We start from the raw sequence: 15,870 nt of genomic DNA, 5'->3' as shown, positions 1-15,870 counted from the left end.
AACCAGGGCTGGACGCCTCTAACATCTACGAATCGTCCGCTTTTTCATGATGACCTGCCGGGAAGGCGAGGAAGATCCGCTGGTGCATGAGCGGGGGCGACCGGTTTCGGTTCGCCTCCGCTTGCCGCACCTCACCCGCGAGCCAGGAGACCTGCCATGCGTACCGGGCGTAAAGCCCACTTTGGGACGCATGTCTCGCTGCCAGCACGGAGGTTGTCATGGCGCCAAACGAGTTTTTTGCGCGCAAGCGCCCGCTTTTCGGTCTTAGCCGCGTTGCGCTGACCTGCGCTCTCGTACGGGGGCGACAATAGCCAATGCCATCCTCACCATCCCGCGCGGTCTTCGTTCTCGGCGGCGCGCGCTCCGGCAAATCCCGATTCGCCGAATCCCTGATCTCCGATACCGGCCTTGACCGTCATTATGTGGCGACCGGGCAGGCCTGGGACGACGAAATGCGCGATCGCATCGCACAGCATCGAAACGACCGCGGCGATCTCTGGACGACGCATGAGGAGCCGCTCGATTTGACCGCCCGGCTGGCGGCGATCGATGGCGATGGCCGGGCTGTTCTCGTCGATTGCCTGACGCTCTGGGTCACCAATCTGATGATGGCCGAGCGTAACATCGCGGCGGAGTTTTCCGCTCTCACCGAATTTCTGCCGAAGGCCAAGTCGCGGCTCGTCCTCGTTTCCAACGAGGTCGGGCTCGGCATCGTGCCGGAAAACCGCATGGCGCGCGAGTTTCGCGATCATGCCGGCCGGCTGCACCAGATGATCGCGGCGGCAAGCGCCGAAGTCTATTTTATCGCGGCGGGACTGCCGCTGAAAATGAAGGGTTGATCCGCATGAGCCAAGAAAAGATTCCCGCCACCGTCATCACCGGCTTCCTTGGCGCCGGCAAGACGACGATGATCCGCAACCTGTTGCAGAACGCCGGCGGCAAGAAGATCGCCCTGATCATCAACGAATTCGGCGATCTCGGCGTCGATGGTGACGTGCTGAAGGGCTGCGGCGCGGAGAACTGCACCGAGGACGATATCATCGAGCTGACCAATGGCTGCATCTGCTGCACCGTCGCCGACGACTTCATTCCGACCATGACCAAGCTTCTGGAGCGTGAGGTGCGCCCGGATCATATCGTCATAGAGACATCCGGCCTGGCTCTGCCGCAGCCGCTGGTCGCCGCCTTCAACTGGCCGGATATCCGCACGCAGGTCACCGTCGATGGCGTCATCACCGTGGTCGATAGCGCTGCCGTCGCCGCCGGCCGTTTCGCCGATGATCATGACGCCGTCGAAGCCCGCCGCGTCGAGGACGATTCGCTCGATCACGAAAGCCCGATCGAGGAACTGTTCGAGGATCAGCTGACCTGCGCCGACCTGATCGTCCTCAACAAGACCGACCTGATCGACGTCGCCGGCCTTAGCCGCGTGCGTGCCGAAGTTGCCTCGCGCACCGTTCGCAAGCCGACGATCATCGAAGCGAAGAATGGTGATGTCCCGGTTGCCATCCTGCTTGGCCTCGGCATCGGCACCGAAGCCGATATCGCCAACCGTAAATCGCATCATGAGCTGGAACACGAGGACGGCGCACCGCATGACCACGACGAATTCGACAGCTTCGTCGTCGAACTCGGCCCGATCGCCGATCCCACCTCATTCATCGAAAAGCTGAAGGGCGTGATTTCCGAACATGATGTCCTGCGCCTCAAGGGCTTTGTCGACGTTCCCGGCAAGCCAATGCGCCTGCAGATCCAGGCCGTCGGTAGCCGCATCGACCATTATTTCGACCGCGCCTGGGCGCCGGGCGAAGCGCGCACGACGCGGCTGGTGGTGATCGGGCTGCATGAGATGGACGAAGGGATCGTACGCAAGTCGATCGAGGCTTTGACTTGATTTTGTATCACGTTATGATACATTTTGTGCTGCAAGTTGGGCGGAAGTCGAGATAGCGGTGATCGTTTCATACAAAGGGAAGTTCACCGAAGCCGTCGCCTCAGGTGCTGTGGCAAAAGGCTTTCCTGCCGATCTCGTTCGTTCCGCGCAACGCAAGCTGACAATGCTGAATTATGCTGTTGCGTTGGACGATCTGCGATCACCGCCTGGCAATCGCTTGGAGCGGTTACACGGTGATCGTTCGGGCCAATATTCGATCAGGATCAACGATCAATGGCGTATCTGCTTCGTATGGACCGAGGCAGGCCCGCGTGATGTCGAGATCGTGGACTACCATTGATGGAGCGCAACATGACCGAGACCAGACTTCCGCCGATCCATCCGGGCGAAATCTTGCGGGAGGAATATCTGAAGCCGCTGGCGATGAGCGCCGGTGCCCTGGCGAAGCATCTTAATGTGCCGCGAACGCGCATTGAGAGGCTTGTGTCGGAAGAGACCGGGGTTACGCCGGATACGGCACTTCGGCTCGCACGTTTTTTTAGCACGACGCCTGATTTCTGGATGGCGATGCAAACAGGTTACGATCTCGCGCTCGCAAGGGCGGAAAAAGGCGATGTCTTTGCCGCCATCAAGCCGCTTGAAGCGGCATAAATAAATGGAACGAATTGGGGCGGCATGCATCTCCTCCTAGCGCAAAAGGGTACGATCAGCGACGGCGAGGAGGCGATCGATCTCGGTCAGTCGCCGGGCGATATCCTGTTTCTGTCGGCGGCCGATACCGAGCTTGCGGCCATCGCTGCCGCTCATGGGCAGGGAGAGGCTGGTTATTCGCTGCGGCTCGCCAGCCTGATGAGCCTCAAGCATCCGATGTCGGTCGATACCTATGTCGAGCGGACGGCGAGGCATGCGAGGCTGATCATCGTCCGCGCGCTTGGTGGGGCCAGCTATTTCCACTATGCGCTCGAGGCGCTGCATGCCTGTGCCGCGCGTAGTGGCGCTCTCATCGCCGTGCTGCCGGGGGATTCGAAGTCCGATCCGGGGTTGATGCCGTTTTCCAATATCGCGCTCGACGATCTCAACGCGCTGTGGTCCTATCTGATCGAAGGCGGGGATGCGAATTCGCGGGCGTTTCTTGGCTATGCCGAGGCGTTGCTGTCGGGGGCTGAGAAGCCGGCAACGGCATCACCACTGATGAAGGCCGGGATCTGGTGGCCGGGCAGGGGCGTGATTGGGGTTGAGGAGTGGAAGAGTATCTCCAAATTGGCGGTCCCGGAGGGACTCGAACCCCCAACTATTGCCATCTCGTTCTACCGCGCCCTCGTCCAGAGCGGCGAAACCAAGCCTGTCGAAGCCTTGATCGACGCCGCTATTGCCGAGGGCATGCGGCCGCTGCCGGTGTTTGCTTATAGTCTCAAAGATCCGGTATCGATCGGCATTCTGGAAAGCGTGTTCACCGAATTGAAGCCGGATGTCGTTATCAACACGACCGGGTTTGCTGTTTCGGCGCCGGGCGCCGATCGGCAGCCGACCGTGCTGGAGACGAGCGATGCCGTTGTGCTGCAGGCGATCTTTTCGGCCTCGTCGAGACAGGCTTGGGAGGCATCATCGCAGGGGCTTTCGGCGCGCGATCTCGGCATGAGCGTCGCTCTACCGGAGGTGGACGGGCGCGTGCTTGCCCGCGCCGTCTCGTTCAAGGCGGCCGCGCGCTATGATGATCGTGTTGAAACCAATATCGTCGCCAGCGAGCCGGCCGAGGACCGCATGCGCTATACGGCGCGGCTTGCGGCCAATTGGGCACGACTGCGCAGGACGCCGCCACCGGAACGGCATGTGGCGCTGGTTATGGCCAACTATCCGAACCGTGACGGAAGGCTTGGCAACGGCGTTGGGCTCGATACGCCGGCGGGTACGATTGAGGTGCTTAAGGCGATGCGGACGGCGGGCTATCCGGTCGCCGATGTGCCTGGTGATGGCGATGCGCTGATCCGGCATCTGATGGACGGGCCGACCAACTCCGGTCATGACGGCAAGGTTATTCGCGAGACGCTTTCTTTAAGCGAATACAAATATTTCCTCTCGTCTCTTCCGATACAGATTCAGGATGAGATTGCCGCCCGTTGGGGCGACCCCGAGAGCGATCCCTATGTTCGCGACGGTGTTTTCGCGCTGCCCTTCGCCCGCTTCGGACAAGTGCTTGTCGGCATTCAGCCGGCGCGCGGCTACAATATCGATCCGAAGGAAAGTTATCATTCCCCGGATCTCGTGCCGCCGCATGGCTATCTCGCTTTCTATGCGTTCCTGCGCCAATCCTTCGGCGCGCATGCCGTCATTCATATGGGCAAGCACGGCAATCTCGAATGGCTGCCGGGCAAGGCCCTGGCGCTGTCGGAAAGCTGCTATCCAGAAGCGATCCTCGGGCCGCTGCCGCATCTCTATCCCTTCATCGTCAACGATCCCGGCGAGGGTACGCAGGCCAAGCGTCGCACGAGCGCTGTCATCATCGACCACCTGACGCCGCCTTTAACCCGAGCGGAAAGCTACGGTCCGCTGAAGGATCTCGAAGCGCTGGTGGACGAATATTACGAAGCGTCCGGCGGCGATCCTCGCCGTATCCGGCTGCTGCGCAAACAGATCCTCGATCTCGTCGCCGATATCGGTCTCGATCAGGATGCCGGCATCGCCAAGGGTGAAGGCGAGGATGAGGCGCTGAAGAAGCTCGATGCCTATCTCTGCGATCTCAAGGAAATGCAGATCCGCGATGGGCTGCATGTTTTCGGGGTTTCGCCGGCAGGAAGGTTGCTTACCGATTTGACGGTGGCTCTGGCGCGCGTGCCGCGTGGTTTGGGCGAGGGTGGTGACCAGAGTTTGCAGCGGGCGATTGCGCGGGATGCGTTGCGTCAGGATACGCCGTTCGATCCCTTAGATTGCGATATGGCCACCGAATGGACCGGCCAACGCCCCAACATGCTTGTCAGCGTTTCCGACGATCCCTGGCGCACCCAAGGCGATACCGTCGAGCGCATCGAATTTCTGGCTGCGGAATTCGTGGCTGGCGATCTCGCATGTCCAGACGACTGGCCGCACACGCGCGCCGTTCTCGCCGAAATCGAAACCCGCCTGAAACCCTCCATCCTTGCGTGCGGAGATGCCGAAATCTCCGCCCTAATGAAAGGCCTCGACGGCCGGTTCGTAGCCCCCGGTCCTTCCGGTGCGCCAACGCGTGGCAGGCCGGATGTGCTGCCGACCGGGCGGAATTTCTATTCGGTCGATAGCCGCGCGGTGCCGACGCCAGCAGCCTATGAGCTTGGCAAGAAGTCGGCAGAGCTGTTGATCCGCCGCTATGTGCAGGATCATGGCGAATGGCCGGTTTCGTTCGGGCTGACGGCCTGGGGCACGTCGAACATGCGTACCGGTGGCGACGATATTGCCCAGGCGCTGGCATTGATCGGCGTCAAGCCGGTCTGGGACATGACCTCGCGGCGGGTGACCGGCTACGAGATCATTCCGCCCGCTCTGCTGCGTCGCCCGCGTGTCGATGTCACGCTGCGTATTTCAGGCTTCTTCCGCGATGCCTTTCCGGAGCAGATCGCGCTGTTCGACAAGGCGGTCCGCGCGGTTGGCGCGCTGGAGGAGGATGCGGCGGACAATCCGATTGCGGCGCGCATGCGCGGTGAGATCGCGCGGCTTGAGGCGGCGGGGCTGGATCAGGATTCGGCCAGCCGACGTGCCGGCTATCGCATCTTCGGTTCCAAGCCGGGCGCTTATGGTGCCGGGCTGCAAGCGCTGATCGACGAAAAGGGCTGGGAGCGGCGCGCCGATCTGGCGGAGGCCTATCTCGTCTGGGGCAGCTATGCCTATGGAGCGGGCGAGGACGGGAAGGCCGAGCGCGGCGTGTTCGAGGAGCGTCTGCGCTCAATTCAGGCTGTGGTGCAAAACCAGGACAATCGTGAACACGACCTGCTCGACAGCGACGACTACTACCAGTTCGAGGGCGGCATGGCGGCGGCGGCGGAGCAGCTCGCCGGCGCGCGCCCGTCGATCTATCACAACGACCATTCCCGGCCGGAAAAGCCGGTCATTCGCTCCTTGGAAGAGGAGATCGGCCGGGTGGTGCGCGGCCGGGTCGTCAATCCGAAATGGATCGATGGCGTCATGCGCCATGGCTATAAAGGCGCCTTCGAGATTGCCGCGACAGTCGACTACCTCTTCGCCTTCGCGGCGACGACGGGCGCGGTGCGCAATCATCATTTCGAGGCGGTCTATCAGGCCTTCGTGGTTGATCAGAAGGTGCGCGACTTCATGGCCGAGAAGAATCCGGCGGCACTTCGGGAAATGAAGGAGCGCCTGCTGGAAGCGATCGACCGCCAGCTCTGGACGCCGCGCAGCAATTCTGCCCGGTTCGATCTGGAGGCTCCGGTGCGGGGCAAGGAGGCCGTGGCGTGAGTGCGGCCGGCGATCTTCTTCACGCTTTTCATGACTACGTGACGTCGCGGAGCGATCCTTCGTTGCGCCGCTTCATGGACGGCTTCGATTGGCGGATGGATGAGCGGCTGCTTGCTGCCCATAGACTGCCCGTACTGGACCACCTGAATATCCTCCACGCGCCGGCCGATGCCACAGAGCGTGATCTGTTCTCCACCCTCTCAAGCACCGCAAGCGCTCTGCATTGGGGGCAGACTTATAGTATTGCCGATTTTGGCGCGGATTTCCTGCAGAGATATGGCTGGGTGGAACTGTTCGGCACGCGCGGTCACTTCGTAAGCGATGATATGGCCGGCGGCTTTCTGCTGCTCGGGCCAGACGTCCACTATCCGGATCATCATCATACGGCGGAGGAAATCTATATTCCGCTGACCGACGGCGCGCTGTGGAGCAAGGACGGCCAACATTTCCTGCCGTGCTGGTCCGGCGAGATCATTCATCATCCCTCGGACATTCGCCATGCGATGCGGACCGAGGGGACGCCGCTGGTGGCGCTCTACCTTTGGCGAGGCGGACCGCTGGCGCAAAAATCCATCATTTCAGGGAGAGCAAAATGAGCGAAGAAACAGCCGAAACCGGCACTGACGCACCAAGGAATGACGACGCTCGTCATTCCGATAAGATGGCCAAGAAGAAAGCCGCGCGTGACAAGATCATGGCGACGAAGACCGATGAGAAGGGTCTGATCATCGTCCATACCGGCAAGGGCAAGGGCAAATCGTCCTCCGCCTTCGGCATGATCTTTCGCCATATCGCCCATAAGAAGCCATGCGCTGTGGTGCAGTTCATCAAGGGCGCGATGTGGACCGGCGAGAGGGATCTGATCGAAACGCATTTCTCCGATATCTGCCAGTTCCATACGATGGGCGAGGGCTTCACCTGGGAGACGCAGGATCGCGCCCGCGACGTAGCGGCGGCGACAGCCGCCTGGGAAAAGGCCAAGGAACTGATCCGCGACGAGCGCAATTCCATGGTGCTGCTCGACGAAATCAACATCGCGCTGCGCTATGATTATCTCGACATCAACGAGGTGGTGGAATTCCTGAAGGAAGAAAAGCCGCACATGACGCATGTGGTGCTGACCGGCCGCAATGCCAAGGAAGAGCTGATCGAGATCGCCGATCTCGTCACCGAAATGGAACTGATCAAGCATCCGTTCCGCTCCGGCATCAAGGGGCAGCCGGGTGTTGAGTTCTGATTGGAGGAGCGACGTGCTTCAACCGACTGACATCGTTGCCCTCAACAGATCAGTCGTCTGCTGATCCACCGGGAAGAAGGATTCGATTGCCAGTTCCGACAGAGTGACATCGACTGGTGTGCCGAAAACGGTAGTTGTGGAGATAAAGGAGAGGCGCCCTGCGTCGGTGGTGAGTTCGAGCGGCACGGCGATGCCGGCATAATCGCGCTCATGCGGATTCGGCCTGTGTGCGGGCGGAGCGGGATAGGCTGCAAGTTCCTTCAGCAATGCCGCGAGGATTGGATCGCCGGTGGCTGTGATCTGCTGGCGCAGGCGCTCGAGCAGATGGGTGCGCCATTCCGCAAGGTTGAGGATGCGGGGCGCGAGGCCGTCGGGGTGCAGGCTCAGCCTCAGTACATTCACCGGCGGTTCGAGCAGCGAGATGTCGGCTACGCCTGATAGCAGCGGCGCGAGCGCGGCGTTTGCGGCGATCAGCGTCCAATGCCGGTCGATCGCCAATGCCGGAAAGGGTTCGTGACCCTTCAGAACGAGGTCGATGGCCCGGCGTGCCGGGGCAAGTGCCGGATCGTCCAGCGAACGCTCCGGGAAAACCGGCGCGAAGCCGGCAGCCAGCAGCATCGGATTGCGGTCTCTAAGCGGCACGTCCAGCCGCTCGGCGAGATGCATCAGCATGTCGCGGCTGGGAAGCGCGCGCCCGCTCTCGATAAAGCTGAGATGCCGTTGCGATATCTCTGCTTCAAGGGCGAATTCGAGCTGGCTTAAACGGCGGCGTTGCCGCCATTCACGCAGGTAATCGCCGAGAGAGCGGGCGGGCATCATCATGCGGCCGCCGGCATCTGGTCGATGAAACCATGAACGGCTTTCAGCCGCTCGCCATCGAGAATGGCGAAATCGGTGCCCTTGACCAGCGGTTCGCTGCCTTCCGGGCCGAGATCCCAGGAGAAGCGGATATTGTCGCCGTGGCGATCGGCGGAACCGGAGAGCTTGAAGCGGAAATCGGGGAAGCGATCATGAACGGCGGCGACCAGGGCATTGATCTGCTCGCGGCCTTCGCCGCGCATCAGCGGGTCGATATAGGTGCAGGATTCCGTCCATGCCTCGGTGATGAGCGCGCGCCGGTGTTCGGCATCGGTTTCGTTCCAGACAGCGATATAGCGTTCGGCAATGGTTGTCGCATCGGTCATCGGGTCATCTCCTTTTGATCGCCTGAACCGTTCAGGCAGGGCGATCATGGGTGAGCCCGCTAGCAGTATCAATTACGTCTCAGGTAATCAAAGCGCCGATATTAGAAACCGATCCAGAGCCGGACTGGATTGGTTGGGTCCGCCAGCAGCTTCATGGCAAAGGCAATGCAGACGATGACCAGCAGTGGCTTGATCAGCCGCGCGCCGATACGCATGGCAAGCCGCGAGCCGACTTGCGCGCCGAGGAACTGACCTAAGCCCATGGTCAGGCCGACCTTCCAGAGGATGGCGCCCGAGAAGATGAAAACGATCAGCCCGCCGAGATTGGAGCCGAAATTCAACAGCTTGGTATGCGCGGTCGCCTTCAGCAGGCCGAAGCCGGCGAGGGTGACGAAGGCGAGCATCAGGAATGAGCCGGTGCCGGGGCCGAAGGCGCCGTCGTAGAAGCCGATCAGTGGCACCAAGGTGATGCCGAAAAGGCCGGCGCTCATGCGGCGGTGTTTTTCGATATCGTTGAGATTGGGCTTGAAGGCGAAATAGAGAGCGATGGCGATCAGCAGGAACGGCAGGATGATGCGCAGGACATTGCCGGGCATGATCGTTGCCAGTGCCGCGCCCAGCATGCCTCCGATCACGGCCATCAATGCCATCGGCAATTGCTCGCGAAGCCGCACATGGCCCTGGCGGGCATAGGCGATGGTCGCGGAGGCTGCGCCGCAGATTGACTGCACCTTGTTGGTGCCGAGCGTCTGCAACGGTGGAATGCCGGCAAGCAGCATGGCGGGCACAGTAACCAACCCGCCGCCGCCGGCGATCGAATCGACAAATCCGGCGAAGAATGCGGCGGCAAAGAGCAGAAGTAGCAGTTGAAGGGTAATGTCTGGCAAGGCGGGAACTCAGCGGCATGAAATCGAGGCGCCTTCTTGCATTCCTGTTGTGCCAAGGCAATTGCCGATGGGACACATTGCGCGAAATTGACGGGCAGGAGATGGCTGGATAGATATGTTTGACCATAACCGCCGCCGGGGAGCGACTATGACGACCTATTCCAATTCTGCTCGCCGCTATCTTCTTGGCTTGGGTTGTGAGCGCGGAACGGATTGGAATGATGTGCGTCTGCTTGCTGAACGGGCCATGCAAGAGGCCGGGATAGGGGCCGATCAACTCCTTGCAGTGGTCTCGATCGACACGCGAATGAACGAGCCGGCGATGCTGGAGGTGGCCACGCATTTCCGCTTGCCACTGCGGTGTTTCAACGTCGCGGCTCTGGAGCGGGAGACGCCGCGTTTGAAAAATCCATCCGAACTCGTCTTTGCCCATGTCGGTTGCCATGGTGTCGCCGAGGCGGCGGCATTGGCTGCGGCTGGACCGGATGCAGAGCTTGTCGTTCCGAAAATCAAATCCGCTTTTGCCACGGCGGCGATTGCAAAAATCGGTTGAACTAGTGGTCCCTCAGCATCGTTTCGTCGCAATCTGTGACGAATTTGCCTGGGTTCGCTTCCGATATTGCGGAAATGGCCGCTGTGGGTATGGTGGGGTATCTCGCCGATCGTGGTTCTCGCGTGTCTCCGGCAATCCCGAAACATGATCTCCGAAATTGCAGCGCCATTTTTGGAGAATCTTATATTTTATCAGAATGATAAGAAGGAAATATCATGCACAAGGTAATTTACGACACGGACCCTGGCGTCGATGACGCCATGGCGCTTCTCTTTCTGCACCGCCATCCGGATATCGATCTTCTCGGCGTCACCACGGTGTTCGGCAATGCGTCTGTCGATACGACGACGCGCAATGCGCTGTTTTTGAAGCGCGAGTGGAACATTCCGTGCCCCGTTGCCCGTGGCGCCAGCGTTACGTTCGATCCCTCGCGGCAGGAGCGGCCATGGCCGACCTTCGTGCATGGACATAACGGCCTCGGCGATATCGAAGTGCCGGCAACGATCGATCTGCCGACCGATCCGCGTCCGGCCTATCAGTTCATCATCGATACCGTCCGTGCCAATCCGGGCGAGGTGCGGCTGGTGGCCGTCGGCCGCATGACCAATCTGGCGCTGGCGCTGAAGCACGATCCGGAGATCGCCAAGCTGGTCAAGGATGTCGTCATCATGGGCGGCAATTTCTACGTTCCGGGCAATGTCACGCCGGTGGCGGAAGCCAATATTCATGGCGATCCGGAAGCCGCAGATGCCGTTATGACCGCATCGTGGAAGGTTGTGGTCATTGGCCTCGACGTGACGGCGGTCACGACGATGAGCCGGACCTATCTCGCCGATATGGCGAAAGTCGGCGGCCCGTCCGTACAGCTCCTGTCGGACCTGTCGCAATCCTATATCGATTTCTACGGCCATATCGTCGAAGACGGCATGATGGTCCACGATAGCTGTGCTTGCGTCTATGTCGTGGCGCCGGAGCTGTTTGATGCGATCGAGGGTGCGGTGCGCGTCGTCTGCGGCGGCATTGCCGACGGCCAGACCATCGTCAAGCCCAACGGCCGGCACTTCCCGGCGAACGAATGGGACAACCTGCCGAGCCAGATCGTCTGCACCGGCATCCGTTCGCAAGCGGTGATCGACCTGATCCGCGACGCGATTCTCGGCAAATGAGCCGTTGAAGTTAGACTTGGAGAGGGCGGCAATACTGCCCTCTCCAAGGGGGCTTGGTTTATAGTTCTGTTTATTTGATAATATTATCAAATTGTTGCGTGTGCTTTATGGCAATTTGAGTCAAAGACTTAAAGCGTTGAATCGGGTTTCCTTTCGTCGTCTTCGGGAAAACGAATAGCGCGCAGTTGCCGTCGTCCGGATCCGGTCTGCCTTATCATCCCGTACTGGAAACAGGAGTGCGGCTGCTGCCGTCTTATCCCGTTCTCAAGATTGCAATTTTTGCCATCCGGGCATAGGACAGATGGAATGAACGATACCGTATTTTCCAATCTGCCGGCGCTGGAGCCGGGCTCGGTTTGGCTCGTAGGCGCCGGACCGGGCGATCCCGGGCTGCTGACCTTGCTGGCGGCCAAGGGATTGGCGGAGGCGGACATTATTGTGCACGACGCGCTCGTCAATGAGGATTGCCTGAAACTCGCCCGCCCTGGCGCAACACTCGAATATGCCGGCAAGCGCGGCGGCAAGCCGTCTGCCAAGCAGCGGGACATTTCGCTGCGTCTGGTCGAGCTGGCGCGTGCCGGAAAACGCGTGCTGCGACTGAAGGGCGGCGATCCCTTCGTCTTCGGGCGCGGCGGTGAGGAAGCGCTGATGCTGGTGGAGCACGGTATTCCCTTTCGTATCGTGCCGGGCATCACCGCCGGGATCGGTGGTCTCGCCTATGCCGGCATTCCCGTTACCCATCGCGACGTCAACCACGCCGTCACTTTCCTCACCGGTCACGATTCCTCCGGCCTCGTGCCGGATGCGATCAATTGGGAGGCGATCGGCAAGGGGTCGCCCGTCATCGTCATGTATATGGCGATGAAGCATATCGCCCAGATCAGTGCCAATCTCATCGCTGCCGGCCGCTCGGCCGACGAGCCGGTCGCCTTCGTCTGCAATGCCGCCACGCCGGCACAGCAGGTGCTGGAAACGACGCTCGGACGTGCTGAGGCCGATGTCATCGCATCCGGTCTGGAGCCGCCGGCGATTGTCGTGGTCGGCGATGTGGTGCGGCTGCGGCCTTCTCTGGATTGGCTGGGTGCTCTGTCGGGCCGTAAGCTCGTTCCGGCAACGGAGATGCGGGCGGGTGGCGGCCGCAAGGTGCCGGCATGAGCGGCCTGTTGATCGCAGCTCCCGCCTCGGGCTCGGGCAAGACCACGATCACGCTCGGCTTGCTCAGGGCGCTGCGGAAAAGGGGGATTGCGGTTGCACCGGGTAAAGCCGGTCCCGATTATATCGACCCCGCCTTTCTTGCGGCAGCGGGCGGTTCGCCATGCCTCAATTTCGATCCCTGGGCCATGCGCCATGAGCTGATCTCCGCCAATTCGGCGCTGCATCGTGCCGGCGACCGGATGTTGGTCATCGAAGCCATGATGGGGCTATTCGACGGCGCCGCGGATGGCTCCGGCACGCCGGCCGATCTTGCCGCTTTCCTGGGACTTTCCGTTGTGCTGGTGGTCGATGCCTCGCGCATGTCGCAGTCGGTCGCCGCCCTCGTTAGTGGCTTTGCCAATTTCCGCACCGATATCCGCATCGCCGGCGTCATCCTCAACCGGGTCGGCAGCGACCGGCATGAGATGATGTTGCGCCGGGCGCTGGAAGCAGTTCGTATTCCCGTCGCCGCCGTCATTCGTGCCGACAAGGGGCTGACATTGCCGGAGCGGCATTTGGGGCTGGTGCAGGCCGGCGAACATGCAGGGCTGGAAGCCTTCATCGAACATGCGGCGGAAACACTCACCAAGGCGTGTGATTTCGGGTTGTTACTGCGCGCCGCGCAACAGAATGTCGTCCGGCCATCGGCCGCCAATGTCGCGCGGCTCATGCCCTTTGGACAGCGGATTGCCGTTGCTCGCGATATCGCCTTCGCCTTCTGCTACGAGCATATGCTGCTCGGCTGGCGCCGGCGCGGGGCGGAGATTTCATTTTTCTCGCCACTGGCCGACGAGGCTCCGGCGGCGGATGCGGACGCCATCTATCTGCCGGGCGGTTATCCCGAGCTGCATGCGGGCAAGCTCGCGGCTGCAACGCAATTCCGTGAGGGGATAAAGGCTGCGGCGGCGCGAGGCGTGCGGATCTACGGCGAGTGCGGAGGCTATATGGTACTTGGCGAGGGATTGGTGGATGCCACAGGCACGCGCCACGCAATGCTTGGCCTGCTGCCGGTTGTCACCAGCTATGAGACGCGTCAACGCCATCTCGGCTACCGGCGTGTGACGCCGCTTGCCGGCTCTTTCTTCGAGCGGCCGATGACGGCGCATGAATTTCACTATTCGACCATCGTCTCGGAAGGCGAGGCGGATCGGCTGTTCGTGGTCACGGATGCGCTCGGTGCTGACCTCGGCGCGGCGGGCCTGCAGCGCGGCAATGTCGCCGGGTCCTATATGCATCTGATCGACCTTGCCGGTGACGGCGCGTGACGGGCAGGATTGTACATGGTGGCGGGATCACCGCCGCGGCGCGTCTTCATGGCGGACGACCGCAAGACTGGCTCGATCTGTCGACGGGCATCAACCCCAATCCCGTTCCATTGCCCGAGATCCCCGTTTCGGCCTGGCATCGGTTGCCGGATCAATATCTGGTGGAGCGGGCGCGAGAGGCAGCGAGGGGCTATTATCGCAGCGGCGATATCCTGCCGCTGCCGGTTCCCGGTACGCAATCGGTCATTCAGCTTTTGCCGCGACTGGCACCAGCCGGCAGTGTCGCGATCCTGTCGCCGACCTATGGGGAGTATGCCCGAGCCTTTGCGTTGGCCGGGCTGCCGTTGAACGAAGTCACCGAGATCAATGATGTCACCGAGGGCAATGACCTTGTGGTCGTCGTCAATCCCAACAATCCGGATGGCCGGATGCTGCCTGTCGATCGGCTGCGGGAGTTGCATGATCGGCTGCAAGAGCGCGGCGGCGTGCTGGTGGTCGATGAGGCATTTGGCGATATGGAGCCCGAGGGCAGCCTCGCGCCCTATGTTTCTACCATGCCGAACCTCATTATCTTCCGTTCCTTCGGCAAGTTCTTCGGTCTTGCCGGCCTGCGTCTCGGTTTTGTCATCGCGGAAGCCTCGATCCTCGCGCGTTTCGAGGATTGGCTCGGCCCCTGGGCGGTTTCCGGGCCGGCGCTTTCGCTGGCAGCATCCTTGATGGACGGCGATACCACCGCTATCCGCAATCGCATTCTCGATCGGCGCGCGGCGCTGGATACCGTTCTTCACAGAGCCAAACTCAACATTGCCGGCGGCACCGGGCTGTTTGCTCTCGTTACCGACGAGCGCGCAAGCGACATTTATTCCCATCTCTGCCATCATCATATTCTTGTCCGTAAGTTCGACTATGCGCCGAATTGGCTGCGCTTCGGACTTGCTCCGAACGAGGAGGCCGACCGCAAGCTTGCCGGGGTCCTGGAGAATTATTCGATATGATAATCGACGAACATTTGCTCATTCTCATCCTGGCATTGCTGTTGGACCGCATCATCGGTGATCCCGACTGGCTATGGCAGCGCCTACCGCATCCGGTCGTGGTGTTCGGCAAGGCGATTACCTTTTTCGATCGCCATTTTAATGCCGAGCATCTGCCGGATCTGACACGTCGCCGTAATGGTGTGATGTCGATCGTCGCGCTGCTCTTCGGCGCGGCCGTTACCGGCTGGGCCGTTCATGGACTGCTCGCTTTCTTCGGCTGGTTCGGCATTCTGGTCGAGGCGGGATTGGTGGCGATATTCCTGGCGCAGAAGAGCTTGGCCGATCATGTCGGAGAGGTGTCAGCTGCGCTGCGCAGCGAGGGACTGGAAGGCGGACGCCGCGCGGTGTCGCGCATCGTCGGCCGGGATCCTGAGACCTTGGATGAACCCGGCGTCTGCCGCGCCGCCATCGAAAGCCTTGCGGAGAATTTTTCCGATGGCGTGGTGGCGCCGGCGCTCTGGTATGGCGTTTTCGGCCTGCCGGGCCTGTTTATCTACAAGATGCTGAATACCGCCGATTCGATGATCGGCCATAAATCCGAGACCTATATCGATTTCGGCTGGGCTGCGGCTCGGCTCGACGATGTCGCCAATTGGCCGGCGGCACGGCTGTCGATCCTGCTGATCGCCGCCGGTGCACTCGTCAAGAAGGGGATTTCGGCCCTCGGCAACACCATCCGCGTCGCGGTCCGCGATGGCGGGCTGCATCGGTCGCCGAATTCCGGCAGGCCGGAAGCGGCGATGGCCGGCGCCCTGGATATCCAGCTCGCCGGGCCGCGCGTCTATGGCGGCGAGGTGGTGCGCGAGCCGATGATCAATGGCTCCGGCCGGGATACGGCCACCGTCAGCGATGTCGAGGCGGGCATTTCGATCTTCTATTCCGCCTGCTCGATGCTGACGCTCCTTGCTTTCCTGGCCTTCCTGCTGCTGCTTTGACCGGTCGGTTTGCGTTAATGAATCGCATACCATATGTATTAATTTAGTATAATCTGATGTATGATAACGGTTTCC

The 15,870-nt window shown here is 61.1% G+C and carries 16 protein-coding genes; 13 read left to right on the top strand and 3 right to left on the bottom strand.

What is annotated here, in order from left to right; genetic code table 11:
• The first annotated feature begins 314 nt into the window (after window positions 1-314).
• Genes cobU through cobO form a run of 7 tightly spaced genes read left to right on the top strand, consistent with a single transcriptional unit; the run spans window position 315 to window position 7,574 of the window.
• Entirely contained in the window at window positions 315-839 is a 525-nt protein-coding gene (cobU, locus tag AC1RO0_RS02840) for a bifunctional adenosylcobinamide kinase/adenosylcobinamide-phosphate guanylyltransferase (protein WP_498591445.1), read from the top strand.
• 5 nt (window positions 840-844) lie between these two features.
• Window positions 845-1,894, top strand: coding sequence for a cobalamin biosynthesis protein CobW (cobW, locus tag AC1RO0_RS02835; protein ID WP_498591444.1), 1,050 nt, complete (start codon window positions 845-847; stop codon window positions 1,892-1,894).
• 58 nt (window positions 1,895-1,952) lie between these two features.
• Complete coding sequence (locus tag AC1RO0_RS02830) at window positions 1,953-2,234, top strand: type II toxin-antitoxin system RelE/ParE family toxin (RefSeq protein WP_498591443.1); 282 nt, start codon at window positions 1,953-1,955, stop codon at window positions 2,232-2,234.
• Window positions 2,235-2,245: 11 nt separating this feature from the next.
• Entirely contained in the window at window positions 2,246-2,545 is a 300-nt protein-coding gene (locus AC1RO0_RS02825) for a HigA family addiction module antitoxin (RefSeq protein WP_498591442.1), read from the top strand.
• 24 nt (window positions 2,546-2,569) lie between these two features.
• Window positions 2,570-6,337 (top strand): cobaltochelatase subunit CobN, encoded by a 3,768-nt coding sequence (cobN, locus tag AC1RO0_RS02820; RefSeq protein WP_498591441.1) that lies wholly within the window; start codon window positions 2,570-2,572, stop codon window positions 6,335-6,337.
• Window positions 6,334-6,933, top strand: coding sequence for a dimethylsulfoniopropionate lyase (locus AC1RO0_RS02815; RefSeq protein WP_498591440.1), 600 nt, complete (start codon window positions 6,334-6,336; stop codon window positions 6,931-6,933). Before cobN ends, AC1RO0_RS02815 begins: the two co-directional genes overlap by 4 nt.
• Window positions 6,930-7,574 carry a cob(I)yrinic acid a,c-diamide adenosyltransferase gene (gene cobO, locus AC1RO0_RS02810; RefSeq protein WP_498591439.1) on the top strand — a complete coding sequence of 215 codons (645 nt, stop codon included), beginning with the start codon at window positions 6,930-6,932 and terminating at the stop codon, window positions 7,572-7,574. Before AC1RO0_RS02815 ends, cobO begins: the two co-directional genes overlap by 4 nt.
• 18 nt (window positions 7,575-7,592) lie before the next feature.
• On the opposite strand, the gene AC1RO0_RS02805 is transcribed toward cobO, so the two are convergent.
• The 3 genes from AC1RO0_RS02805 to AC1RO0_RS02795 all read right to left on the bottom strand — a co-directional run bounded on the left by AC1RO0_RS02805 (window position 7,593) and on the right by AC1RO0_RS02795 (window position 9,645).
• Entirely contained in the window at window positions 7,593-8,396 is an 804-nt protein-coding gene (locus tag AC1RO0_RS02805) for a helix-turn-helix domain-containing protein (RefSeq protein ID WP_498591438.1), read from the bottom strand.
• On the bottom strand, window positions 8,393-8,758 hold the full coding sequence (locus tag AC1RO0_RS02800) for a nuclear transport factor 2 family protein (protein WP_498591437.1): 366 nt from the start codon (window positions 8,756-8,758) through the stop codon (window positions 8,393-8,395). The genes AC1RO0_RS02805 and AC1RO0_RS02800 overlap by 4 nt, the downstream gene beginning before the upstream one ends.
• A gap of 101 nt (window positions 8,759-8,859) precedes the next feature.
• Window positions 8,860-9,645, bottom strand: coding sequence for a TSUP family transporter (locus tag AC1RO0_RS02795; protein ID WP_498591436.1), 786 nt, complete (start codon window positions 9,643-9,645; stop codon window positions 8,860-8,862).
• Between the two features lie 148 nt (window positions 9,646-9,793).
• Here AC1RO0_RS02795 and AC1RO0_RS02790 point away from each other — a divergent pair, with 148 nt between their 5' ends.
• The 6 genes from AC1RO0_RS02790 to cbiB all read left to right on the top strand — a co-directional run bounded on the left by AC1RO0_RS02790 (window position 9,794) and on the right by cbiB (window position 15,795).
• Complete coding sequence (locus AC1RO0_RS02790) at window positions 9,794-10,198, top strand: cobalamin biosynthesis protein (RefSeq protein ID WP_498591435.1); 405 nt, start codon at window positions 9,794-9,796, stop codon at window positions 10,196-10,198.
• A gap of 215 nt (window positions 10,199-10,413) precedes the next feature.
• Window positions 10,414-11,364 (top strand): nucleoside hydrolase, encoded by a 951-nt coding sequence (locus AC1RO0_RS02785; protein WP_498591434.1) that lies wholly within the window; start codon window positions 10,414-10,416, stop codon window positions 11,362-11,364.
• A 306-nt stretch (window positions 11,365-11,670) separates the two neighbouring features.
• Complete coding sequence (cobA, locus tag AC1RO0_RS02780) at window positions 11,671-12,519, top strand: uroporphyrinogen-III C-methyltransferase (RefSeq protein ID WP_498591433.1); 849 nt, start codon at window positions 11,671-11,673, stop codon at window positions 12,517-12,519.
• Window positions 12,516-13,823, top strand: a complete 1,308-nt coding sequence (locus tag AC1RO0_RS02775) for a cobyrinic acid a,c-diamide synthase CobB (protein WP_498591432.1) — start codon at window positions 12,516-12,518, stop codon at window positions 13,821-13,823. Before cobA ends, AC1RO0_RS02775 begins: the two co-directional genes overlap by 4 nt.
• Complete coding sequence (gene cobD / locus AC1RO0_RS02770; protein ID WP_498591431.1) at window positions 13,820-14,818, top strand: threonine-phosphate decarboxylase CobD; 999 nt, start codon at window positions 13,820-13,822, stop codon at window positions 14,816-14,818. The genes AC1RO0_RS02775 and cobD overlap by 4 nt, the downstream gene beginning before the upstream one ends.
• Window positions 14,815-15,795 (top strand): adenosylcobinamide-phosphate synthase CbiB, encoded by a 981-nt coding sequence (gene cbiB / locus AC1RO0_RS02765; RefSeq protein WP_498591430.1) that lies wholly within the window; start codon window positions 14,815-14,817, stop codon window positions 15,793-15,795. The genes cobD and cbiB overlap by 4 nt, the downstream gene beginning before the upstream one ends.
• The last annotated feature ends 75 nt before the right edge of the window (window positions 15,796-15,870 follow it).

Source organism: Rhizobium sp. GW821-FHT14E12 (genome assembly GCF_058803745.1).
This window is presented reverse-complemented; position numbering and strand designations above follow the sequence as displayed.